At 50.4% G+C, this 24,617-nt stretch carries 22 protein-coding genes and 1 tRNA gene; 14 read left to right on the top strand and 9 right to left on the bottom strand.

The genetic code is table 11. The features are described 5' to 3' along the window. Window positions 1-346 precede the first annotated feature (346 nt). Entirely contained in the window at window positions 347-1,732 is a 1,386-nt protein-coding gene (locus R3B84_13580; GenBank protein MEZ6141597.1) for a hypothetical protein, read from the top strand. A 159-nt stretch (window positions 1,733-1,891) separates the two neighbouring features. Here the strand turns inward: R3B84_13580 and aspS are convergent, their stop codons facing one another. Beyond that, window positions 1,892-3,670 carry an aspartate--tRNA ligase gene (gene aspS, locus R3B84_13575; protein ID MEZ6141596.1) on the bottom strand — a complete coding sequence of 593 codons (1,779 nt, stop codon included), beginning with the start codon at window positions 3,668-3,670 and terminating at the stop codon, window positions 1,892-1,894. Between the two features lie 212 nt (window positions 3,671-3,882). Between aspS and R3B84_13570 the strand changes: the two genes are divergently transcribed. Next, window positions 3,883-4,248 carry a hypothetical protein gene (locus R3B84_13570; GenBank protein ID MEZ6141595.1) on the top strand — a complete coding sequence of 122 codons (366 nt, stop codon included), beginning with the start codon at window positions 3,883-3,885 and terminating at the stop codon, window positions 4,246-4,248. 47 nt (window positions 4,249-4,295) lie between these two features. On the opposite strand, the gene selD is transcribed toward R3B84_13570, so the two are convergent. Both selD and R3B84_13560 read right to left on the bottom strand, forming a co-directional pair. After that, on the bottom strand, window positions 4,296-5,354 hold the full coding sequence (selD, locus tag R3B84_13565; GenBank protein MEZ6141594.1) for a selenide, water dikinase SelD: 1,059 nt from the start codon (window positions 5,352-5,354) through the stop codon (window positions 4,296-4,298). A gap of 66 nt (window positions 5,355-5,420) precedes the next feature. Further along, window positions 5,421-6,863, bottom strand: a complete 1,443-nt coding sequence (locus tag R3B84_13560; GenBank protein MEZ6141593.1) for an L-serine ammonia-lyase — start codon at window positions 6,861-6,863, stop codon at window positions 5,421-5,423. 687 nt (window positions 6,864-7,550) lie between these two features. Between R3B84_13560 and R3B84_13555 the strand changes: the two genes are divergently transcribed. From R3B84_13555 to R3B84_13545, 3 genes are all read left to right on the top strand, one after another. Continuing rightward, window positions 7,551-7,907, top strand: coding sequence for a hypothetical protein (locus R3B84_13555; protein ID MEZ6141592.1), 357 nt, complete (start codon window positions 7,551-7,553; stop codon window positions 7,905-7,907). Window positions 7,908-8,067: 160 nt separating this feature from the next. Further along, on the top strand, window positions 8,068-8,301 hold the full coding sequence (locus R3B84_13550) for a hypothetical protein (GenBank protein ID MEZ6141591.1): 234 nt from the start codon (window positions 8,068-8,070) through the stop codon (window positions 8,299-8,301). After that, window positions 8,279-8,875: a sigma-70 family RNA polymerase sigma factor gene (locus R3B84_13545; protein MEZ6141590.1), complete on the top strand. Its 597-nt coding sequence runs from the start codon at window positions 8,279-8,281 to the stop codon at window positions 8,873-8,875. Before R3B84_13550 ends, R3B84_13545 begins: the two co-directional genes overlap by 23 nt. A gap of 57 nt (window positions 8,876-8,932) precedes the next feature. Here the strand turns inward: R3B84_13545 and R3B84_13540 are convergent, their stop codons facing one another. Next, window positions 8,933-9,796 carry a fumarylacetoacetate hydrolase family protein gene (locus R3B84_13540; protein MEZ6141589.1) on the bottom strand — a complete coding sequence of 288 codons (864 nt, stop codon included), beginning with the start codon at window positions 9,794-9,796 and terminating at the stop codon, window positions 8,933-8,935. Window positions 9,797-9,938: 142 nt separating this feature from the next. Here R3B84_13540 and R3B84_13535 point away from each other — a divergent pair. From R3B84_13535 to R3B84_13520, 4 genes are all read left to right on the top strand, one after another. Then, window positions 9,939-10,010: transfer RNA gene (locus tag R3B84_13535), tRNA-Asn, on the top strand. 565 nt (window positions 10,011-10,575) lie between these two features. Further along, entirely contained in the window at window positions 10,576-11,043 is a 468-nt protein-coding gene (locus R3B84_13530; protein ID MEZ6141588.1) for a DUF2924 domain-containing protein, read from the top strand. Then, the gene (locus R3B84_13525; GenBank protein MEZ6141587.1) at window positions 11,040-12,542 is read left to right on the top strand and encodes a recombinase family protein; all 1,503 of its coding nucleotides are present in this window, start codon (window positions 11,040-11,042) and stop codon (window positions 12,540-12,542) included. The genes R3B84_13530 and R3B84_13525 overlap by 4 nt, the downstream gene beginning before the upstream one ends. Then, window positions 12,542-12,949 carry a hypothetical protein gene (locus R3B84_13520; protein ID MEZ6141586.1) on the top strand — a complete coding sequence of 136 codons (408 nt, stop codon included), beginning with the start codon at window positions 12,542-12,544 and terminating at the stop codon, window positions 12,947-12,949. The genes R3B84_13525 and R3B84_13520 overlap by 1 nt, the downstream gene beginning before the upstream one ends. 192 nt (window positions 12,950-13,141) lie before the next feature. On the opposite strand, the gene R3B84_13515 is transcribed toward R3B84_13520, so the two are convergent. The 3 genes from R3B84_13515 to R3B84_13505 all read right to left on the bottom strand — a co-directional run bounded on the left by R3B84_13515 (window position 13,142) and on the right by R3B84_13505 (window position 16,207). Beyond that, complete coding sequence (locus R3B84_13515; protein MEZ6141585.1) at window positions 13,142-14,356, bottom strand: hypothetical protein; 1,215 nt, start codon at window positions 14,354-14,356, stop codon at window positions 13,142-13,144. Between the two features lie 352 nt (window positions 14,357-14,708). After that, window positions 14,709-15,368, bottom strand: coding sequence for a hypothetical protein (locus tag R3B84_13510; GenBank protein MEZ6141584.1), 660 nt, complete (start codon window positions 15,366-15,368; stop codon window positions 14,709-14,711). Continuing rightward, complete coding sequence (locus R3B84_13505) at window positions 15,362-16,207, bottom strand: hypothetical protein (protein MEZ6141583.1); 846 nt, start codon at window positions 16,205-16,207, stop codon at window positions 15,362-15,364. Before R3B84_13505 ends, R3B84_13510 begins: the two co-directional genes overlap by 7 nt. 225 nt (window positions 16,208-16,432) lie before the next feature. On the opposite strand from R3B84_13505, the gene R3B84_13500 reads away from it, so the two are divergent. From R3B84_13500 to R3B84_13490, 3 genes are all read left to right on the top strand, one after another. Further along, complete coding sequence (locus tag R3B84_13500; protein MEZ6141582.1) at window positions 16,433-16,627, top strand: helix-turn-helix domain-containing protein; 195 nt, start codon at window positions 16,433-16,435, stop codon at window positions 16,625-16,627. 74 nt (window positions 16,628-16,701) lie between these two features. Beyond that, on the top strand, window positions 16,702-16,998 hold the full coding sequence (locus R3B84_13495) for a hypothetical protein (GenBank protein MEZ6141581.1): 297 nt from the start codon (window positions 16,702-16,704) through the stop codon (window positions 16,996-16,998). A 62-nt stretch (window positions 16,999-17,060) separates the two neighbouring features. Further along, entirely contained in the window at window positions 17,061-17,981 is a 921-nt protein-coding gene (locus R3B84_13490; GenBank protein ID MEZ6141580.1) for a hypothetical protein, read from the top strand. Between the two features lie 391 nt (window positions 17,982-18,372). On the opposite strand, the gene R3B84_13485 is transcribed toward R3B84_13490, so the two are convergent. Then, on the bottom strand, window positions 18,373-18,675 hold the full coding sequence (locus R3B84_13485; GenBank protein MEZ6141579.1) for a hypothetical protein: 303 nt from the start codon (window positions 18,673-18,675) through the stop codon (window positions 18,373-18,375). Between the two features lie 439 nt (window positions 18,676-19,114). On the opposite strand from R3B84_13485, the gene R3B84_13480 reads away from it, so the two are divergent. Together R3B84_13480 and R3B84_13475 are read left to right on the top strand one after the other, a co-directional pair. After that, entirely contained in the window at window positions 19,115-20,875 is a 1,761-nt protein-coding gene (locus tag R3B84_13480) for a hypothetical protein (protein MEZ6141578.1), read from the top strand. Between the two features lie 249 nt (window positions 20,876-21,124). Further along, complete coding sequence (locus R3B84_13475) at window positions 21,125-23,149, top strand: ferritin-like domain-containing protein (protein MEZ6141577.1); 2,025 nt, start codon at window positions 21,125-21,127, stop codon at window positions 23,147-23,149. 391 nt (window positions 23,150-23,540) lie between these two features. On the opposite strand, the gene R3B84_13470 is transcribed toward R3B84_13475, so the two are convergent. Next, window positions 23,541-24,608: a tryptophan 7-halogenase gene (locus tag R3B84_13470; GenBank protein ID MEZ6141576.1), complete on the bottom strand. Its 1,068-nt coding sequence runs from the start codon at window positions 24,606-24,608 to the stop codon at window positions 23,541-23,543. Between the last annotated feature and the right edge of the window lie 9 nt (window positions 24,609-24,617).

Here is a 24,617-nt window from a genome sequence, read left to right as displayed (position 1 = left end):
GGTAAGTGGTGTGAATATTGCAAATTGAACACATTAAAAAGTAATGAGCACGGTTTTCAGCCCCGCATGAGGGTTCAATCAGTCAGAATATAGGGATTATTAGAGTTAATTTTCATTTCCTACCGTAATTCCAATCGTTGCAGACTTTCCAAATTATCCAATTCGCTTATCTTATCTAATGTGTGCGAGTCGCCTAATTGACTCCTACTTAATATTGTGCCTAGAGCGGATAGGTTATCCATCCTGCTTTGGTAGCGGAAAACCTGGTTGTTCACCACCAACCTGGCCTCTCCGCTCTGACTAACAACTTGTTCGACATCGTGGTGAACTGTGAAGTGGAGAATTTATGAAGAAACTGTTCGTACTCGCTGTAGCTGCATTAATCAGCTCGGCAATCCCTGCACAGGCACATTTTTTCAGCCTGTGTAAGGGGAAAGGTGGAAACAGCGGTTGTGGTACCGTTGCCGCATCCCCCTGTGCCACCGCTGCTGCACCATGTGCCACCGCTGCCGCACCTTGTGCTCCCGCAGTAACCTACGTCGATCAGGAAGTTACGACCTACGAATGTGTGACCAAAACCCGCAAGGTTCCCGTTCAAGTCACCAAACAAGTAGCAAAGCAAGTTACGGAAAACACCACTGTCACCGAATATGTGAACGTGACCGAAAAGCAAAAATTCAACGTTCAGAAACTCGTTGCCAAGCAAGTCACCGACAAAGTGACCGTGATGGAACAGGTTTCTGCACAAGAACCACGCACCTACACTGTGCACAAGCAAGTCATGAAAACCGTTGAAGATACGGTAACCGTGATGGAAGCTCACAATGCACAGGAAGAGCGTACTGTGACCGAATACACCCAGGTTGCAGAACAAGTTCCTTACACGTACACCAAGTACGAAATGCAAACCAGCATGGAACAACGCACTCACACCACCTACGCCTGCGTTCCTCGCACCGTATGTGAAACTGTTCCCGTGATGACCCGCGTTCCTAGCTGCGACACTGGTTGTGCTGCTCCCAGCACTGGCTGTGGCAAATGTGGTCTGTTTGGCAAATGCTTCGGTAAGTTTGGTTGCGGCAGCGGTTGTGCTACCCCTACTCAGTACTGCATGACCTACCAGACCCGTACCCGCACTGTGTACGACCGCGTTCCTCAAACCTGCACCGTGACCGTTCCTGTGACCAAGTGCGTTCCTGTCACCATGCAGGGCACCCGCACTGTTTACAAATGCGTTCCTGTGACCAAGAAAGTAATGGTTAACGTTTGCAAATACGTTCCTGTGACCAAGAAAGTCAGCCGTACCGTTTGCGAAATGGTTCCCGAAACCAAAACCGAAATGGTTACCGTTTACAAATGCGTTCCTGTGACCAAAGACGTTACCCGCACCGTGCATGAGTGCGTAACCGTTCAGGAAGAACGTGACGTGGTTGTTTGCAAACCTGTCACCAAGACCGTTCCTGTCACCAAGACCGTTTACGAATGTGTGACCGAAACTGTTGAAATGGACCAAACCTACACCGAAACCGTTGCAGTAAAGAAAATGGTCAAAGTGGCCGTTCCTTGTGCAGCACCCGCAGCTCCTTGTGCAACACCTACCAGTGCATGTGCACCTGCAGCAACCTACTCCGCAGGCTGTGGCACCCCTTGTGGCACCACCGCTGGCTGCGGTAGCTCTTGCGGCAAAAGCTTCAAAGGCTGCGGACTGTTCAAGTGCTTCAGCTGCAAATAAGGTTTTTGCAAACTGATTTTTCCACTGACTTCTGTACAACGTAAACTCCCTGCAGAAAATGCAGGGAGTTTTTTTGTGTCTATTTCGTAAAGCTGGTAATGTGCTGGGTTGATCTGTAGGAAATGTGATAACGGCTGGAATCTGTGGTCAGATCCAATTCTATTTCAGCCCAAGGTCCTTCAACTGTCGGGCATCCACGGATGCGGGAGCACCGGTCATCAAATCGCGTGCTTTCTGGTTTTTCGGGAACGCAATCACGTCCCGAATATTGGTGGTACCCGCAATCATCATCGCCCAGCGATCAACACCCAGTGCAATCCCACCGTGGGGTGGGGCACCAAATTTCAACGCATCCAGCAAAAAGCCAAAGCGAGCCTGGGCCTCATCGGCAGCCATCCCCAACAGTTCAAACATTTTCGACTGAACTTCTGGTTGATGGATCCGGATGCTTCCCCCACCCACTTCGTAACCGTTCAGCACCAGGTCGTAAGCTTTGGCACGCACCTTTCCAGGGTCAGTGGACATTAAATGCACATCCTCATCCTTCGGTGCGGTAAACGGGTGGTGGTTGGCAACCCAGCGATTTTCTTCTGCATCCCACATAAAACTGGGGAAGTCTATCACCCAAAGGATGTTAAAGATTTTCGCCGTAGGGTCATACAGTTTCAGGACTTGCGCCAAATGTGATCGCAACGCACCCAGACTGTCGCACACCACATTTTCCTGATCGGCCACAAACAACAGTAAGTCGCCCGTTTCCGCACCCATGTCGGCCTTCAAGGCAGCTACCTGTTCAGGCGTCAGGAACTTTTCCAAAGAACCAGAAACTGTGTCCTGTTCGACTTTCAGGAAAGCCAGCCCTTTAGCACCGTAGTCAGCCACGAACTTGGTCAGTTTGCCGCCTGGTTTGAGATCGGTATTGGAAAACTGCCCTGCAGCACCTTTGGCACATAATCCACGGACGACCCCACCTGCTGTGAGGCAGTCCTGAAATACCTTGAACGTGGTGCCACCAGCGATTTCGCTGATATCCACAATTTTCATGTCGTAGCGCAAATCCGGCTTATCACTGCCGTATGTCCGCATGACTTCATCGTAGGTCATCCTTGGAAATGGCGTGGGCAGTTCAATTCCCAGGCATTCGCGGAAAATGGCGACACTGAGCTGTTCAATCACATTCAGAACATCATCCTGTTCCACAAATGACATTTCCAGGTCGAGCTGGGTAAATTCCGGTTGTCGGTCTGCCCGCAAATCTTCATCACGCAGGCAGCGTGCCAATTGGAAATAGCGGTCGTAACCCGCAATCATCAGCAGTTGCTTATATAACTGAGGTGATTGCGGCAGTGCGTACCACTCACCATGAAAAAGGCGACTGGGTACCAGGTAATCGCGGGCACCTTCCGGGGTACTTTTCCCCAGCAGAGGAGTCTCGATTTCCAGAAACTGCTGTTTATCCAGTTCGGTGCGGATGGTGGTACACAGGCGGTGCCGCATTTGCAGCACTTCCTGGATGCTGCGACGCCGCAAGTCCAGATAGCGGTGCTGCATCCGAAGATCTTCATTTGCCAGTTCGTTACCAAACTCCGTCACTTCGAACGGTGGCGTGCGGGATTCATTCAATACAGTCATTGAGGATACACGAACTTCGATTTCCCCCGTCGCCAGTTTCGGATTTGCTTTCCCTGGCAGACGGGCCACCACCTCTCCAGTGACAGAAATACAGAATTCACGGCCTAATTTTTTGGCCTGTTCTGCAAGTTCTTTCAGATCGCCATCAAATACTATCTGGGTCAGGCCGTAACGATCGCGAAGATCGATAAACGTCTGGTCGTTGTAAGTGCGAATGGTATGCACCCAACCATTTAAGGTTACTTTGCTGGAAACATCTGTCAACCGAAGCGCACCACAGGTGTGGGTTCGCTGCCAATCCGCCATGGAAAACCCTCTTCTTTAAAGAAGACTTACAAAAACTTCCTAAAAGAGCGTTTTACGTATTTCTCTGGTTCACGGCTTGGATAACAACTTGAGAAGATTTAATGCCGTCAATATCTTTGGATTTGTAACATTTGCTTGCCAAATGGATTTTTTTTCAGAACATGTGAATAGGTGTTCGATTGATTAATCTATCGCTTTCTTTTGGGACTCGCATGAAAACTTTTTCTACAGGTATGGTTGCGGCGTTGGTGTTGTTTGTAGCTACTGGCTGCAGTAACAATAAGGGTAAGCTTGAAGGAACAAAGTGGGTCAACAACGCAGCAGTGGTGAAGGGGAACAACATCCCAGCTGGCGTCATGACACTGGAGTTCCGCACTGATGGAACGATGGTTTATGACATTGTTGGTACGAAATACACCGGAAAATACTCACTTGGAATGGGTGACAACGTTACCTGGAATCTCGATCAGAAACTTGGCAACAGCAATAAACATGTGGAAAAATGTTCGATCAGTGGGGATACCCTGACCGTAAAAGATTCCGATGGCACTGCAATGACTTTTAAACGAGCAAAGTAATTGATCCGCTTTTTCAGAAAGAATCAATTTCAATCTGATTTTGGTAGCTACAGCACCTGTCGTGGAATCACATGAATCTGCCCGGAACCCTTACCACTGATTTCACCCACGTGGGCGGGTTGCAGGCCAGCTTCCGTCAACGCACGGAGCACCTGCAACAGGTTTTTATCCGGCACTGCTGCCAGTAGACCGCCTGAAGTCTGGGCATCGCTAAGAAGTAACTGAATCTCATCACCCAGGGTGGGGTCATATTTCACCCAATCAACCAGAAAACTACGATTGGCACGAGTGCCACCTGGAACAATACCTTGTGCCACGTACGTCCGTGCGGCAGGCAAAATCGGCACGGCATCCGCCCAGATGGTTGCCTCGCAGCCACTGGCTGCGGTAATGTTTCGCAAGTGGCCCAGTAAACCAAATCCCGTAATATCGGTAAGTGCATGTACTGGAAACTGGGTCAGCACTTCGGCAGCAGTGCGATTTAACGTGGTCATCACTTCAATGGCACGCACAATTGCCCCCTGGAGATCTTTGTCATTCTTTGCCGCAGTGGAAATAATTCCCAGGCCCAGTGGTTTCGTCAGAATCAACTGATCTCCAGGCTGGGCCCCCTGATTGCTCAGCACTTTGTTCGGATGCACAGTACCAATGACAGCCAGGCCAAAAATGGGTTCTTCACTTTTGATGGTGTGACCACCAACGATAGCAATGCCAGCTTCCGCAGCAATGGTGCTGGCACCTTGCAGGATTTCGCCAAGTACATGAACAGGCAGCGAATCTGGAAAGCCCACGATACTGAGTGCCATTAGTGGTTTTCCACCCATTGCGTAAATATCAGACAATGCGTTGGCGGCAGCCACGCGACCGAAATCGAATGGCTCATCCACAATGGGCGTGAAAAAATCGGTAGTAAACACCAACGCCTGATCATCACTCAAACGGTAAATTGCAGCATCATCTGCAGTAGCACTTCCTACCAGCACATTCGGATCGATAATCGTTGGCAATTGCCCAAGCAACGGCAGCAGAAATCCGGGTGGGTGCTTGGCTGCACAGCCCGCACGCTTGGCAAGTTGGGTCAGGCGAATGGGTGTATCGGTACTCATTGGTAGCTTCTCCTGAAGTTGAACAAAAGTTGCGGTTAAAGCTGTGCTGTGGGCTCATAAGTCAATCTAACATTCACTCACATTCACTGCAATCTGCAGTGCCAGGCCACCTTCTGCAGTTTCCTTGTATTTGGTACCCATGTCGCGTGCAGTTTCCCACATGGTGCGGATTACGGCATCCAGCGAAACTAGTGCTTTGGAGGGGTCGCTGTTCATGGCCAGTTGACTGGCAGAAATAGCCTTGATCGCTCCCATGGTGTTCCGTTCAATACAGGGAATCTGAACCAGGCCGCCAACGGGGTCACACGTCAGGCCCAGGTGGTGCTCCATCGCAATTTCGGCAGCCATCAACACCTGTTCCGGTGTGCCGCCACAAGTAGCTGTCAGACCTGCTGCCGCCATGGCACTGGATACACCAATTTCTGCCTGGCAACCACCCATCGCGGCAGAAATGGTAGCACCCGTTTTGAACAAGCTGCCAACAGCACCTGCAGTCAGCAGAAAAGTGGCTGCAGATTCTTCATCGGCTGGGTAAAATAGTTGCTGATAGATGAACACTGCCGGCACCACACCAGCAGCACCATTCGTGGGTGCGGTAACCACGCGACCAAACGCTGCATTTTCTTCATTCACTGCTAATGCAAAGCAACTGATCCATAACGATACCTTAGAAAACTGCTGGCCAGATGCACCAATTGCTGCCCACCATTCCTGGATTGTTAACTTTGCTGAATTTGGCAGTAACGTGCGGGCGATTGCCGCAGCACGTCGGACTACGCCCAGGTTGCCCGGCAGCACCCCTTCCTGATGACAGCCACGATAGATACAGGCACGCATTGCTTCCTGTAACCGTGTTAATTGCTGTTGCACCTCCCCGGGTTGTCGCAGTGCATGTTCATTTCGAAGCACCACTTCTGCAATATTGGTGCCGTGCGTGCGACAATGCTGTAACAGTTCGGCTGCGGTGGCAAAAGGATGGGGAATATTCTGCTCGGAATCTGAATGCGGGCTATCACCTTCGCGTTCAATGAATCCCCCACCGATGGAATAGTATGTTTCTGCATGTAATGTGCCATCGCCCTGAAAAGCGGTTAGGGTCATCCCGTTCGGATGGTGGGGCAGGAATCGATCGAAATGAAAAACGACATCACGTTCAGGAACAAACTCAATGGAATGTTGTCCACCAAGATGAAGCTGGTGCTTTTTCCAGGCCAGGTTGGTTACAATAGGAAGCTCTTCTGCGGCACAGGTGCTGGGTTCATAGCCAGCAAGGCCCATTACTGTTCCATAATCGGTGCCGTGCCCCTTGCCCGTTTTGGCCAGCGAACCATACAGGTCAATCCGCACGCGGGTAATTGCTTCCAGTGGGCCAATTCGGGTTAAAAAATCCAGGGCCGCCCGCCATGGACCCATGGTGTGGGAGCTGGAAGGCCCAATCCCAATTTTGAAAATATCGAACGTGCTGATGGTGCTCATGCCAATGATTTCGCCTTGCCTGATATGGCTCATCTTATGTACGTAACCAAAATCGTTGGTTGAATTGAACCGGGCAGGTGGAACGAATCCACATCGATTAAAATCTAGACTGGAACAGGTTACAGAAAAATTCTTTTCCATCACAATGTCTCAAAAGAGTGTACCACACATAAGTGGTATAATTTACACATAAATATATATCCACGTGTCATACGTTCAGTAAGAGATTTTTTCTGAATTGAGGCAAAATGGCGATTTTTAGTCGACGTAACTTATTACCAAACAATAACTTGTGTTGATGCAGACTTTTTTCGACTTTTTTCCAAAATCGATATCACCTGCTGAAAGCATTCCTTTGAATCGGGACATTATTAATGAGTTCCCTTTAATTTTTGGCAAAAATTCCACTCCACTTACCAGTGGTGGCAAAAACTGGAAAAAAATCTTCCTGAATTTTTACTTTTTCTGCGAACCAAACAGGCTGTCACCTCGTCTGAGATTTGTCTAGCGACGCTTTTTTGAAATAATTTGGCATTTTTTCGAAAATCTTGCCCAAGTTTTCAACGAATAGCGTTATATAGGTTGTTGAGTGAAAATGTGAGTAACTCAACTTTTGTTGTTCAACCCTTAATTTTTTTACTTTTGCGAAACGAAAGTCGTTTCGATTTATCAACACTCGGGCGTCAATTGAAGAACGCCTAACTTGTCGGAGGGTTAGTCATGGCCAATTTGAATCTGAACCTCGTTCTGAACAACCTCAACGCAGCCAATTTGGTTGCCGGTTGCAACGTGGTAGCGGTTCTGGGTCGTGGTTGCCCAACGGCATCCTTGTTCCTGTGGACCGATTTACCATTCACAGATACTGATCAAACGGATAGTATGGAACGTACTTCCGAACAGATCGGTCGATCTGAGAAGTGTAAACGACCTGGCTTGAAACAGGGGAAACAGATTTCACCATCGCGGATGATACCCAGTATGCCGTGCGAGCGCGATTACCAGTCGTTGCATCGCACCCATACCATGGGAACCGCCTATCAGCAAAGACACGCTGGTAGACAAATTGTGAAAAGCTGAATCCCTTAACCCCTAACCAAAGGAAGGTGTCGGTATAGCTACACTGCTCGTAAGTACTTACAGTTACGAAACTTGCGTTGCAGACCTATATCGGTTTGCCTTCCAGAATTAGCCAGGGAACTCCACGTTCCCAACCAAAAACAGCGGTCCGGAAAATCCGGTGCGTATACCAACCTGCCTGTCGGTGGCTTGGTGCACATTTTCCGAACCAATCGTGGTCTTGTATGCACCCCGCACGGTGGTTCCATTTACGGAATCGGTCCGGGTGGCAAAGTACCTGCGAGCAGAGTGCCGTCTGATCCCAGCACCGCTCCCAAGTGCGATGTACTTGCCTGCGATCCATGGAACAAGGATCGGTACAGAGTATTATCATGACCTGGATCGAAGTAAATGATTTGGTTCTGCGCGCTCAAACCGGTGATCGGGAAGCGTACGGAGAATTAGTGAAGCGGTTTCAGAATGCTGTTTTTGCAATGGCACTGGACCGTGTGAATAACGTGGTGGATGCACAGGAATTAACGCAGGAAGTGTTTGTGCACGCCATGCGAAAATTGCCCCAGCTGCGGGACCCCCGGTGCTTCGCCGGCTGGTTACGTCGGATTACCGCACGGATGGCAATCAACAAGAAGACCCGTAAAGGGGCCTTCACGGGTACCGAACCAGAAGTTCTGGATGCGGTGGAAGGGCATACCGAAACCCCCCAGGAACAACTGGCACGGAAGGAAGCTCGCACCGAACTTCGGGAAGGGCTGAAGCAGTTGAAGGAACTGGACCGGGAAACGCTGGAAGCGTTCTACCTGCGTGGTCAGAGCTTGAAGCAGATGAGCGACGAGTTTTCTACCCCGGTAGGAACGATCAAGCGTCGGTTGCACGTCGCCCGGCTGCGGTTGAAGGCTGTGTTGGAAGAAATGAATGAGGGACCCACGAAAGTGGGCTCTTATGAAGGCGAATATGCCAACGCAGTGTGAGTCTGAAACGATTGACTGAAAACAAGGTCGCCCACACCTGGTTTCAGTCTTTTTTCGTTACTTTTCTGCGACCACAGGATTTCGCAACACGCCCAGTCCTTCGATTTCCACTTCGGCAACTTCCCCACCCACCATATATACTGGTGGCTTGAGTGCGTGGCCGATTCCAGGTGGGGTGCCAGTGAAAATCAGATCACCAGGTTCCAGCGTCATTACTTGCGAAATATAGCTGATAATCTGTGCCACCGAAAAAATCATCTGTTCGGTATTGCTGTTCTGCATGGTTTTGCCATCCAGACGCAGCGAAATCTGCAATTTGTGAATATCTGGCACTTCGTCTTTTGTCACCAGGTGGGGCCCCACAGGTGCAAATGTGTCGAAAGTTTTCCCAATCATCCATTGTTTGCCATCTTTTTCCAGTTGCCAGTCGCGGGCGGAAACATCGTGCCCCACCGCATAGCCAGCAACGTAATCCATAGCATCCGCTTCGGAGATACGACGGCCGCGTTTGCCCACCACAATCACCAGTTCGGCTTCATAATCCACCTTGGTGCTGTCTTTGGGGATCACAATCGCTTCGCCATGGCCAATCAGCGAAGATGGAAATTTACTGAAAAGTACCGGTTCTTTGGGAATCGGCATGTTGCTTTCAATGGCATGGTCGCGGTAATTAAGGCCCACACATACCACTTTTTGAGGATCGTGGATGGGAGAATGAAGTTGAGCCCCCGCTTCGGGGATTCGCACCGCATCCGCACGCTGTGCCGTGGCGGCTGCTTTGGCCATCATGATCTCATCGCCAATAATATTGCGAACCTGTCGAGGGAAATCGCTGTCCGTTGCAACAAGATCGATGTAAAAACCATCGAGAAATACTGCCGGGTGGGCACCATCGGGTGTGGCTAAAGTGGCCAGACGCATACTGTCGATACTCCAGTTAGAGAGAAGTTAAGATTTTATTGCGCAGACCCCTTGCTGACTTACCCGCAGTAAATAAAAATTACTTTCCTTAGGTGGGGGCGTTCCTTTGGGACACCTAAAAGCCACCAGTTAGGTGAAATATTCCCCTGTAGCTCAGCGGTAGAGCAGCCGGCTGTTAACCGGCGGGTCGTAGGTTCGAATCCTACCGGGGGAGCTGATTTGATTCTCTTCGAATTTTCCATCCAAGCCAGTTAACAGCCCCATTCCAGCGATATAAGCACACGTTTTCGCTGACGTAACTGCTTTATTTGCAATCACTTACAGATTTTGCTCTCTTCTCTAATCTCTCCAGAGACCGCAGCTTATTTTTAATTCCTGGCATGGTCCATCTCCAACTTTGGGCAAAATTGCTCCAAATATCTCTGAGATCTCTCTTTTTTGCCCCACCCGCTAGTTAACAGCCGCGCGTCATTTTCCCTTCCGTTTGCAAATAATCTTGGTAAGGGAAATCGTCCCGAACTTTTGATGCCAGACGACTGATCGGCCACCATGTGGCATTCACCGTGGGCTGCTGAATGGAGAAAGCAGACCATGATCGACACCGTTTTCGAGGAACGAAACGAGGAGCAACGCAGGCAACAAATTGTGCAATTACTCGCCCGCACTTTACGGAACATCCGTGATTGCAAAGAGTGTTCAGATTATCAGTTATTTCGACTTGAAACTGTCGCGCACACCTTGCAACCTGTCCACAGTGCTGAACAGCAAGGAGATGACCGATGAGAACCAGTCTGCCACAGCAGATTGCGGAACTACCGCAAAAAACAGTGAAACAGTTGAAGGTGCTCTATGGGGATCTGTTTGGTGAAGTGACCACGGCGAATAACAAGGCCTGGCTGATCAAACGGATCGCCTGGCGACTGCAGGTCCGGGCTCATGGTGGGCTATCCGACCGAGCGAAGCAACGGGCCACTGAACTGGCGGATGATGCGGAAATACGTTTGAATCCCCCACCGACGGTACCCCAACCACCTTCCATCATCAAACTCCCCGATAATCGCCTGCCACCTGCAGGTACGGTTTTGAGTCGCACCTACAAAGGGAAAGTTCTGCAGGTCCTGATCCGAGACGACGGTTTTGAGTATGCGGGGCAGATCTACAGTTCGTTGAGTGCGGTCGCGAAGGTGATCACAGGCGGCCATTGTAACGGCTTTCATTTCTTCAAATTACCACGAGGGAAACAATGAACAAGACGATGCGGTGCGCGATATACACCCGCAAAAGCACCGAAGAGGGTCTGGATCAGGCATACAACACGCTGGATGCTCAGCGGGATGCGGGGATGAACTACATCAATAGTATGGTGGGTGAAGGCTGGGTCTGCCTGCCCACAAAGTATGATGATGGCGGCTTTACCGGTGCCAATATGGATCGCCCCGGCTTAAAGCGACTGCTGGCGGATATTGCTGCGGGTGACATTGATGTGGTCGTGGTCTACAAGGTTGATCGCCTGAGCAGATCGCTGCTCGATTTTGCCCGCCTGATTGAAACCTTCGATCAACATCAGGTGGCATTCGTTTCGGTGACTCAGCAATTCCACACGGGCAATTCGATGGGTCGGCTGGTGCTGAATGTGCTGTTATCGTTTGCCCAGTTTGAGCGAGAGATGATCAGCGAACGGACCCGCGACAAGATTGCTGCCACCCGCAAGAAGGGGAAGTGGACGGGTGGCTATCCGATTCTCGGTTATGTGGTTGATCCGAATGCGACCCGGTTGGTGGTGGAACCATATGAAGCCGATCAGGTTCACCAGATTTTTCAACTGTATGCGGAACAACAATCACTGTTGTCGGTGGTCCAGGAGATCGATCGGAGAGGCTGGGTCAATAAACAATGGCGAACCCATGGTGGCAATCTGCGGGGTGGACTGAAGTTCACTCGGACCAGCCTGCACAAGATGCTCACCAACATTACCTATCTCGGGAAGATCCGCCATAAGACGGATATTTATCAGGGGGAGCACACCGGAATCATCGAGCCCGACTTGTGGGAACGAGTGCAATCCATCTTGAAACGGAATGGTCGAACGGCGAGTGCGATGGTGCGGAACAAGTTTGGTGCGTTGCTCAAGGGAATCCTGCATTGTGCCCATTGTAACTGTGCGATGACGCCCACCCATACGACACGTGGTGGCAAGCGGTATCGCTATTACATCTGCTCATCTGCCCAGAAGATTGGCCGTTCTACCTGCTCCAGCGGCTCCCTGCCTGCTGCCCAGATCGAAGACCTGGTGGTGCAACAACTGCAGATCCTGGGACAGGATGAACAACTGCACGATGAGGTGCTGGTGGAGATCCAGCGACAGGATGAGGAACAACGACTGGCCTGGAAGAGAGAAAAGCAGACCCTGGAGAACCGGATCCGAGGCTGGCAACGGGAGTTGAAGAGACAATCAGGTGAGACCGGGACGGAACTTCGGGCTTGGATTCGGATCGCAGAAAAGCGTCTGCAGGAAATCACATTAAACCGACGATGGAACCGGATTGATCGGAATATGATCCAGCGAGCCTTGCAGCAATTTGACCGCTATTGGCACCACTTGACCTTGCAGGACCAGATACAACTGCTCCATTTGCTGGTGGAACGAGTGACCTTTGATGGCGATCGGGGCAAAATCGCGATTGCCTTCCACCCCACCGGGATTTCGAGTTTGATGGACAGAATGGAACAAGCGGAGATGAATTGATGGCGATGACACTGGAGATCGATATTCATTTCGACCGCTGGGGTCGGGGTGGAGAAAAACGCTTGCAACGGGGACCGAAACCAGCTGCGTTGGCTGCGGGTCGGGTTCCCCGGCTAGCAAAATTGCTGGCCTTGGCCTTACGTTGTGAACAATTATTAGCCTCGGGGGAATTGGAGAACTATCGCCAGCTGGCGGAACTGGGCCAAGTGAGCCGGGCTCGGATTAGTCAAATCATGAATCTCCTTCATCTGGCACCTGATATTCAGGAAGAGATTCTGTTTCTGCCCAGGATCACCCATGGGAGACCCGCAATCATCCTTGCTCAACTGCAACCGATCGCAGCCACCCTCGATTGGGCGAACCAACGGGCAATGTGGGAGGTGTTGAAAAAACAGGCTAGTATCTAAGCACTTTCGACAACTCTCTTCGATACGACTGCTGACTGATCCAGCCCAATCTACGTTTCCCAATCAATCGGTTCAGGAGGGGAATAGAGGTTGATTGAGAAGACGTTGTCGAAGATGTCTAATGGGGCAACAGCAGACAGATGAAGACATTGTGTGCGAGATTTGATGCTGAGGGAATTGTAAGATACTGGTCTATTCCTTAGTAGCGTCGATGAAAAACTGATCTATCTCTTCAGAAGAAATCTCGCCTGGTGCGGCAATAAATCCATCCTTCGAAGATCCACTGGGGCCTTCATATTTCGATTTCTCTTTAGACCAGATGAATCTTGCACGTTCAACCCATTTGTTTTTTACTTGTTGCTCAAGGATAACATCGCTATTTCCGGATTTGGTTTTTGCGAGCTTCCATTTCCAGGTTGAATTTCCACTGAATTGACGTCGATCAAAGCTTATACTCAACAGTGGACGTTCGGAATCAAGTGGAACAATCACGAAATAAGTTGCAGTAATATCTCGGTTTTTATCGCTTGCTTGAAGTACATCACTGACAATTTCGGGAATAGAATCACCGTTTACATCCAGGTAGTTGCCCTGTTCCTCTATGTAATTGTGGCCACCAAAAATAGGGCGGTTTCGTCCATCGTCACCTATTACATCAACACCTCTACCTGAATCACCTTCGGAACCTGTGAATACAACGGTAATCGACTTTCCTGTTGGAAGCTTGTAACGTTCTACGCTTCTGACAGGACTGGCGTATTCTGACCAGACTTCCGACTGGTTGAATTTCCACCATAATCTCAAATCATCGTACGCTTGCTGTCTGCGATCGGAAAGTAAATCTGCAACGGCTTTTTCTGGGTCGATCTGCTTTGCTTTTGCCTCTTCGATCGGTCGTAAACGCGCTGCTTCTTCAGCCTTTAAGCGGTATTCTGTTAATAAAGAAGTGTCCGGCCGAGGGTGATCGAATTTGAACCCGCCAGGTGGCCCTTTTACGTAGTCAAGTTTGGTTCCCGTGAGAAAAGCAACATCATCCTTGTCAATTGCAAGCTGAATACCGTTGTAATTTCTGACAATGGTATTTGCAGGAATAGTGTCTGATAAATCCAGTTTATGTTGAAAACCAGTGCAATTTCGCTCTGCCGCAACAGAAATACATACGATCTTATAGCCAGGATACTGCTTAAAAGATTCTTTTATTTGTGTTTCACAATCTCGTGTTAAGGAAACAATCTCGTCGGGATAGGGATCTGCAGGTTGGGCAGAATCTGAAACACGAAGAGAACCCGATCCGTTGGATCCTATACCACTCTTTTGCTGTACCACTCGGTCACAGCCGCAGTACAGCACCATTGAAATACAACTTAAAATTGAACACAATGTGTTCCGAGGTAAAAGTTGCGACATAATCAATCCAGCTAGTTTAGAATTAAGCAAGATATTGTTTTAGCACAGTGAGCCTAAAATGGAGAATGAAACCAGACTTTTGATTAATTCATTACTACGCTATCGCTGTTCCAACTGAAGTGATGCCATGCTCGATCTTCAGATTCTCGATCCGACTAAAATTTTTTGTTACCAGAACAGGATCTGGTTTCAGCAACTGGGAATCATGATGTCCTCCAGGCGGTCCATTGTTCGATGACCAGATTAGAGTCATCCCGGTGATCAAAATCAGTGGTGACAACCAGCCCCGTCCCTAATATCGAACCAGCACTGTTTCGTGGTTGTTTCAAAATCTCCATGAGAGTGCAACCGGTCATCCGGGCAAGGGTAATAAGTGGGACAGATTGAGCTGTTTGCGGAACCTGTCTGTTCTTTGGTATTCCTGGTTAGCCAGGTAAATATGAAAATCTCTGGTTCGACCTGCCAGATCAATTGCTCGGGCGTGTAGCATTGCCTGGGCCCCTTTCGTTTTCCATCTCATTCCCGTGCGGCACATTCGATCCATCACCAGGTGCCGACAAGCCCCTTCAATCACCCCAGTTGCAATCGGCAGCCCTTGCTGCAAATAGCTGTCATATCTCATCCGGTGGTAGTTCTTTTCAAAGTAGTTGCAAACCTGATTAATCTTCTTTAACTTTTCTGCTTTCAATTCGCTTTTTGTCGCTTTCTGACGGATTCCCGAAACCACACTTTTCACATCTCCCTTCAGGATTCTCAATAGGCGGTCTCGAGCAAACGCTTCCTGATGTTCACGGTGAGACTCAAACACTTTTGCCGCATCCCACACATAACTGGCAACATGAATGATATCCAGGATATCAATTGTTTCGTATGAATCGAAATTGACATCAGATGCTTCCCACAAACTGGTCTGACCATCCATCAGCCGTACCAAAGGCTGACCTGATTGGTGGCGACGTTCGACCTGTTCTGCTGCCCACACCATCGCGTGGTGCGTGCCTCTGATCAGCACCCCTCCGCATCACATTGCGACAAAAATCCCGCAACCACTTTGCCCACCGGTTCGGGGCGTTTCTCCTCACGATTCGAGTTTTCTCGAAATAACGCTGCGACAATCTCTTCAGCCGTTCGAAAATATTCATTCACGGAATATACGGTCGCCAGCGTCGCCATACGCCGATTACCAGGAAAATACCGTTGATCAAACGCTGGAATCGCCTTCGTCTTGCGAACCATGGGGACTCCTTTGGCATCGGCACTCACCACCAGAATCTTTCCCTCTGCTGTTGGTGCAGGAATTGGGATCTCATTCAGAAACTGTTCTGCAGATTCACTCAGATTGTGGATATTTCGTTCCAGAGTATCGACCGGACTCTTTTGCAGATACAACAAAGAAATCACATCTGATGATTCCTGATACGACATCTTTGTGCTGAGATAATGCATGACCTCGCGAAACCACGGAGAATATGTGTTTGCTGGCATCTGAATCATGACATCCACAGGATACAAATCAATCTTGCGGCCAAGATCGACGCCATAAACATACTGCTCAAACCGATGCTCACCAAAGATCGTTCGGATGGACCGTTGTCGGGGTTCTTCGCTGCGATGAAGCACTTCACCTGTTTCTGTCTGGATCTTTTCTCCCACGTCGCCATCGCCAAGCATTTCCAGGTACAACGAGATTGCTGAAGCACCAATTTGAGCAACCGATTGTTGAACATGTTGCTCGAAATCACGAATCGGCATGCATTCCTGTACAGCACGATTGACTTCTGATGCGAGTCGATCAAATAGGCCAAACAGGAAGTTGGGGTTGATTGAAGAAGATGTGTCTGGGATAATCATTATTGGGTCTCCTGCGATGTTTGGTTGTCAGAACCCCTGATATCGCAGAAAGACCCATCTTTTTACACCCCAATTTGCTAAATCAGTTACCCAACCCTCCCGAATGACCGGTTGCACTCTCTCCATGATTGGAAGTAGGGCACGATCATCCTGCTCGAGGCTAACCGTTTCGCTTGCTGGTGAGCACATTCGAATTAATGAAGAATCTTTCATGATCAGCTGCATTTGAAACTCGATTTACAAGAACTGTTTGCTGACCTGCCAGAAGATCTGCGGGTATTCGCGAATTATTTGCAAAGGTATTCTCTCAGCGAAATCGCCCGCATGTTGCAAGTTCCCCGCACCACTTTACAACGCCGGGTCAGCCAACTCCGAAAACGCTTCGAAAATGCGGGTCTGAAAATATATCTGGAAAATTAATCAGATCGTGCGTCAATCTCCGCGCGTTTGGCAAACAACTATTTACAGAGGGAATTTTGCGCGGAGGATCCGAATTGGCAGAATCAGTGTATCGCTATCGTTTTCAGCCTGCTATTTCAATGCAGGATGTCGAAGCCACCTTACTGCTGGCAATCTGGGGTGTGGAAAGCCTGCATGGAGAATCCCAGGTGCGGGTAAACCAGGCCCACTACCTCGATCCGGAGCACCACACCTGCATTGTCGATGCCCGAACAACCATCGGGCGGGATCTCAATCATCTGTTTCTGGGCTATCTTCGCAAAGAGTTTGGTGAACTCGCCTTTCATGTGGAACCGGTGGAACCCACCAGGAGGAGTGCCAGTGACCGCTGAGTTTCTCATCAACCCAATAGCGGAAAGCAATCGGGTGATCTTACCTGCATGGAGATAGAATCGTGGCCGAAGATTGGATCAAGATGCGAACGGACCTTTACAGAGACCCAAAAGTCTGTCTGATGGCCGATTTGCTCATGGCTGATGGATTCGATTCTGACCGTAACATTTGTAACGTAACGCGTAACGGAGCCAACGTAACGCGTAACGTTTTCCGTAACGCTGTTGTTGGCGGACTCGTTACGGTGTGGGGCACTTTTCGGCATCGAGGCAAGCGTGAGGGCGATAATTTAATTTTCACTTACGGCAATTCGGACATCCTCGATGACATCGCTGATTTGCCTGGATTTGGTGCAGCGATGGTGGCTGTTGGCTGGCTCGTCATTGTTGACAATCGCCTTGTTTTTCCGAACTTTTTCTCAGATTACAACTCAGAAGTGAAGCCTGCAAGTCTCGCGAAATCCAATGCTCAGAGACAGGCGGAATATCGTGCCAGAAAAGCCGTAAGTGGCAATAATGATGATCCCCAAAAACGCGTAACGAACGTTACGTTACGTAACGACAGAGAAGAGAAGAGCAGAGAAGAGAAGAGTAAAGAAAACACACCCCCCATACCCCCCGAAGGGGGAGACGGTGAGTTTGAGAGTTTTTGGAATTCATACCCGAAAAAGACAGGCAAGAAAGCCGCCCTGAGTGAATGGCTCAACCTCGCTCCGACGCCAGAACTTGTCGCCAGGATCCTTGCAGATCTTGCACAGCGGTGTCAGTCCCAAGCCTGGACAAACGACGATGGGCGGTGGATTCCGAATCCCGCAAAGTATATCCAGGAAGAACGCTGGAACGATGAACAGCCCACCCGCAAGGCCACAAAACCAATCTCGAACGAGGCTGCGAATGAAGCATTCAGGATGCAAGAAGAATACCTTCGGGAACGATCCCGACATCTGAATATCCGCAAGCCTGATGATTCTGCAGAAACGTGATTTTTTGAAGAACCTATTCGTCGAAGGGACAACAAACAATGATGGATATTTGTTTATTTTGCAACGGCGGGAAGGTGTCAAGCAGGCTCCAACCGACTGCAGCTTGCCATAGGTACTACCGGGCAGATTGGTTCTCTTTGAGGCCACCGGGAGCTATCGGGTATCCAGACACACTTTCTTTTTTGGAGAAAAAAAATGGAAACCTGAAAAATGTTCATCGGGCACTACCGGAGGCAGGAGAATCGCAATCAGATCAATCAGGATCGAATATTATCACTTAATCGACAACTTCATCAAAAAAATAGAAATATCGCCACAGGAATCGAATAATCGCAATTGGTGGCACTGGATAAAAAGTGAGAGTAAAATGAATATCGAAATGAGAAACCCTTCAGAATTGCACCCCGCACCTGGAAGTGCATCGATTCCGGAGGCAACCGTACAGGAAACTTGTACAGTGATCCGCAGGTGGGGAATCCGTCCACCAATAGTAGTGAACACCCGCGATGAGGTGCTTCTTGGCCTCCCTCGCTGGCAGGCCGCGATCCGGTTGCAACTGAACGAAGTGCCAGTGATCGCGTTGGACCTGATCCCCAGCCAACAGGACACCCTTCTCCGTGCGGCCCACGACTACGAGTTCCGCAATGATCCAACGGTGGCCGATCTGCCTCCCAGGTCCAGAATCTGGTGGCACTCGAATACGACCTCTCGGGCCTGGGTTTCGACTGGCAGGCACTCTCGGAGCAACTGGAAGGGGTCTTGGCTGAAAATTGAGCTATACCTGAACAAAATTCACTCAAAAGAAAGAATTTCTCAGAATATTTTTCTTTTTCCGATAATTTACTTTGACAGACACAATTCACAACTGTTACCTTACCCCCCATCAACAACACATCGGGTGTTGTGCCTTCGTATCTGTTGCCTAATCTCTCTCTCAAACCGGTCAAGGGACCCTGTTAATCCATCCAGCATTGGTAAGGAGCCTGATAATGACTCGCTTTCAAAAAGTTGTCACCATCCAACCTGAAAGCGAAACGTTTGTGATCTGAGACTGATAAGAGATTTCCTATCCCCGAAAGACAAGAGCAATCATGAGCGTCCTGAACTCTACGCGAATCTATTTTCGAGGAACCATGTCCTGGGATCCGGGGCTGGCCAACAACAACGCAGATCTGTTCGATTCGGCTCGTGCAGAAGTCATTCTGCCCTCTGGCGTTACTAACGATACGTTTCCAGCACATCTGATCTCTGGTCTGCCGGGCTTCGGGATCTGGAATCTCTTTGGCAGTCACGACGCAAAGTTCGAACGATATAGCGATCCATCGCGCGCGGAGGACAACACGCGGGTCGTAGGTGGATCTTTCGGGCCAGGCAGCTTGCCGTTGGACTCCGATCCGTTGTTCGGACACGCGCTAACACTGAATGGCAAGCTCGTTGACCTTGACCCTCGCGCTGTCTGGAATTCTCAGATTTACTTTGATCGCTTTTCATTGGGTGATTCCTCACTCGGGCTCTCGGCGACGAGAACTCACACGATGCACTCACGGTGGATCAATTTCAGCAGAAACATCGGAGGACTCCCAAGTGCGGGGGGAGCTGGTGTTGTTTGGCAGACAACCTTTCCAAAAGGAACATTTGAATTACATGGAACGGACCAGTCTCCGCTCCTGGCCAAAATCAAAGAAGTGATGGAGGAACAAGACGACATCGCAGGACTGATGCTCCGTTTTGCAACCTACCGTACGCTGTATTTTCAGAATGGAATTCTGAATTCCATTCCACATCAACCTCGCACGGTTGCCGAGCTCGCGGCGATGCACCAGCAAGGTCATTACTTCTCGAACCCAGCCTATTCTCGAGTTGTTGGAACGATTGGGCTGTGGCAACACGATGAAGCGGCGACTTGGCCTGGGGGCCGATACCTTACTCCTTCGAATCCAATTCCGGGAGTAGGAGTTCCTTGTGGGCCAGCAGTTTTCGAGATTTCTGACACACATTTGGTGATTGATTTCTTGCATGTGATTCCTGAAGTCAATGCCGATTTGGAGAAACTGGATCTTGGACCGTTGATTGTGTCGGTACAGGCAGCCGGAACTGCAGTTGATATTGGCCAGATCAACCTTTCTGACTATGGGCAGGTGGCGTATGAATCGCGAGGTGGAATTGTCGAACTCGCAGTTGCCTTGGATTTGGCAAATCTGGTTCGCAGTGGTGAATTGGTGATTTCGTCGACGATCGATGGCGAACGCGTCGAGTTACTTCGTGAACAGCGTTACACAGCTGTAGTTGACAGGCGCGATGTCTACCTGAATCAGAATGAAACGCATTCAGTGACTGTTCGTGTCCTTGATCACGGTAGGCCCCCGTCCGTATCAACAAATGTCGTGGTTGGCAGCTACAGAGTCGGTCCGGGTGGGGGCGTGGCTCGAACTTCAGATCCAGAGACGGTTCATTCCGTGGATGCGGATGGCAATATGACAATTACAGTTCAGCATTCGGAACTCGGTCCACTCGATTATCGAATGCAGCCGTACGAGGCAAGCTCCCTGGTACCGAGCTTGCCGCCGCAGCTTGACATTATGAGCGACCAGTTCTTCAGTACACGGACGCTTCCGACTGACATGGACTTGAATGACAACGCCTCTGATTCCGAGCTCACATGGGAGTTTATTTACAATACCGTCTTGCGGCATTGGGATCTGATCAGCCCAGTGATGACTCAGAGAGGATTGCCACTTAATGATCAGGCATTAATGGAGGCGCTTGCAGCAACGATTGTTGAGGTGACCAGCAAGGATCCTGCGATGTTTGAATCGGCGAGGTACATGCCAATTACTCGAGACCTGTCGGACGGCAAACGCGAGTTGCTACGTCGTTGGGCAAGACTGCATTAGCAGTAGCCGCTTGTTGGGCAAAAGATGACAACAACTTAAACCCATCCGGGAAGTGAATTCTCGAATCTATCATCGCTATAACGTTCAGCTGAGAAAGAAATCATGCAATTGCGATCCATCATCCGTAGGCGTCTATCTGTTCCCGAGGCGAGGGCAGAGGCTGCCGTCGCAAATGTCGCGGCCTTGGTGATACCTGTGACGAATTGTACTGGAACCTGGGCTCCGCTCCCGAACCCGGGACAGGAACCGATGACTAATCCGAAGCTTGAGCCTCGGGACGAGGCAGTCGCCTTGCTCCATGCGACGGCCGAAGTCGAGCACTCGTTGATGGTGCAGTACCTATACGCGGCCTATTCGATTGCCTATCCGGCGGAAGACGATCCGGATCGCGATGCGAAGCAGGAAAAGGTGGACCTGCTGCGGTATCTCTTGCTGCACATCGCCAGGGAAGAGATGGCCCACCTAGCGAGTGTGCAGAATCTGTTGCAACTGCTCGGAGCTCCGTTGCATCTTGATCGGGAGCACTCTCCATTTGCGAGCGAATTGCTGCCGTTTCGGTTCAAGCTGGAGCCGGTCTCGCTCGGCTCGCTCGCGAAGTATCTGATCGCAGAGAGTCCCCGCCGGTTCCCCGATGATGGCTCGATCTCGGATGCCGACAAGGCAATGATCATGGGAACCGTCACCGATCAGGCGAAGGCGTCGAACGACGGGATTTGCCCGTCGCATGTGGGTGACATCTTTGCGCGGTTATTGTGGCTGTTTCGGCATGGCGAAGCCGACGGCGGACTGCGTGACGACGATTTTCGACCCGGTACTGCGGATTTTCAGGCCAGCTGGGATGACTGGGGCTTCGATCCAAAGACGAGGCCGTTCGACGGAGAGGCGATCAAGGCTGTCCAGTCTTTAGTCAGACAGTTCTCGGGTAGTGACCCCGCGACGCTGCGGGCTGATGCCGTGGCCGCCCTGGAGGCGATTGCGGAACAGGGGGAAGGAGTCGATGCGGAACCTGCCCCGTCCGCAGACGAGGATGAGTCACACTTTGAATGGTTCCTGCTGGCGTACAAGACATTCAAAGACCTGACGGAACTCCAAGGTGCAGTGCCCGTTCATAATGTGCCCGTCTGCCCGAATACGAGTGAGGAATCATTCTCTGTGCCTTATCACAAAATGGTTGATTCAGGGCTGGAATCGTTCAAGCAGTCAGGGCGGATCACGAACCAGCGATCGCGACGCTGGGCGCAATTGTTCAATCTGCGTTATAAGATCTTATTGACTCAGTTACATCACTTCCTGCGGATTGACACTGCCCGATACGATGCCAATGGGGACAGGACGGCACGGGGCTATTTGTTGCTTGGCGTATTTAACGAAATGCGGCGATTGAAAAAGCTTGCCGGCAAGCTGGTGACTCTTCCCAAAGGCTCGGATGCCGACGCACATCGCGCTGGGCCGCCCTTTGAATTACCGTACACGACACAGATTCCGGACGGAGAGGCGAACCGTTGGCGGATGCACTTAGACACCTCGAAGGCAGCGGTTCGGCTGATTGATGAGTTACTCGCCGAGACGGCGGATCAGGACAACGGATTTCTGATCGACGTGAAAGCATCCGACGAGGCCGACCAGAAGATCATGGTCGAACTGGTCGCCGGTCGCCCGCTACCGCCGCAGTCACAGGATTTTCCAAAGGTGGTCCGGATTCTGGAAGAGGCGGTGCGTGGGTTCACGATTGGTCGCCATGGAAACTTTTGGTCGGAGAGCGATCTTGCCGCCTTCAAGGCCGCCCAAAACAACTGGGTGATTGGCAATCATCCAGATGACTCTCGAATTCTCAAAGTCCTTCGAGGTTCCGATCCACTTGGGCAAATGCCCCGTGAGCGTCCCGCCGTTCCTAAATCACGGATCGACTACATCGAAGGATGGATCACGCGGAATTGTCCCGACTCCGTACCTCCCTATCCAGGTCTGCATCGAGAACGAGACCCGATACCATCTGGAAGCGGAGTAACGCCTCCGGTGGCTCCGCCAGTCACTCCACCAATGCAGGCACCGACGTTCGCAACGAACATCCGTCCGTTGTTTACTCCTTCCGATGTTGCCTGCATGAAGGCAGTGGGAAACTTTGACCTTTCCAAATACGATGATGTCAAAGCACTTGCCGCGTCGATCTTCCAGCAACTGGACGAAGGGCTGATGCCACCCCAAGGCCGCTGGCCACAAGCTGATATCGACCTATTCAAAGCCTGGATGGACGCTGGCATGCCAGAAATGTAGTACCCCAGAACGTTGCTTTCGTCGTCCCGTTTTTGGAATGTTCTTTGTAATCTGTTAACCGTTACTCCAGGAGAATGCCAAATCCGCGTCCAAAATCGATCTAAAATCGTACACCGCTGACGAGTTACTTACGGAACGCCGCGCACGCGTGCAGGCGGCTACCTGGTGGTCTCCCCCTCCGTGGTGACTCCCGGTTGCTATCGCTGGCAACGGGAACTCCAACTGCCGTTGGCTGAGTTACCACTCCCACCGGAATGGTTGATTCACACACTGGTTCGATTGTATGCTCTAGACCATTTTAAAACGGTAACATCTCTGTCTCAATCACATGCAGCCGATTAAAGGCCATTGAAACTAAGTCTGGCGTTAGAAATCACAGCAGGAGCATACCCTACCAGAGATCATCACGTAGCGATCGCCGGCGCCAGAATACTGAATCCGGCCATCGGCGAACCTGACTATAATATACGCGATGTATCCGAGAGTAGTCTGCCCATGCGGTTTCAAACCAGTCCAAATACTCGTTCAACTCCTCAGGTTCAGTCATCAATGCACTTACGCATCTATTGGCACCTTCAATCGCAGTCACAATACCCTGCGAAGAAAGAGGATCCCAGGACGCTGCAGCATCACCAATCGCCGCCCAACCGGGCCCGGTAACGCAGGACAGCCGAGCGCCATTCGCAGGTATCACTCGTAGCGCATCGATATTTTTGTTGACAAACGGAGTGGTCAAAGAAACTTGTTGGAGACGATTTTGCCACATTGCTTTTGCACCGCCTGGATAGCCGGCCAAAATATCGGCATCAGTCATGAATGCAGCCACACTTCGGCAACCAGGCAAACGTGCAGCGTACCACCACCCGTCTTCGCTCGCTTCGAGAAACGTACGTGCATCACTTTCTTCAGTTGTGTCGAAAAAGCCAACGATGCCGACTAGTCGATCGCTTGGTATCCGAGTGACTCCTTGTCGACGAGCAAACCAGGAGGAACGTCCTGTGGCATCGAGAACAAAATCTGCCTGAAATTTGACTTGCCTGTCTCCCTGGTCTGCGACAATCATCCACTTGTGTTCTACATGTCGTGCGGAAAGAAGCCGCGTGCCAGAGAAAATATTCGCGCCTCGATCTGAGGCGGTTTTCAGCAATCGGGCGTCGAAGGCTGCTCGATCTAGATGCCAACCATGTCCATAGGGGCTGAAGATGAAGTCGTTTTCTACAGGTTCCGCATCCGCCCAAATTGAAACTGTGCCATGCGAAGGCAGATGTCCATCTGCTGCGAGATTATCAATTCCAAGCGAACTTAAGAGCATGTTGGCTTGTGGAGGAATCGTTTCGCCTACACGCGGGCCGGCGGGTGGTTCGCGACCAAGCATTGTAATTGAGGCACCTGCAGAGAGAGCTGTCAGACCTGCCGCCGAACCGGCTGGGCCTAAACCGAGTATAAGAATCTCTTTCACAACCACTCC

Source organism: Zavarzinella sp., assembly GCA_041399155.1.
Taxonomy (GTDB): Bacteria; Planctomycetota; Planctomycetia; order Gemmatales; family Gemmataceae; genus JAWKTI01.
This window is presented reverse-complemented; position numbering and strand designations above follow the sequence as displayed.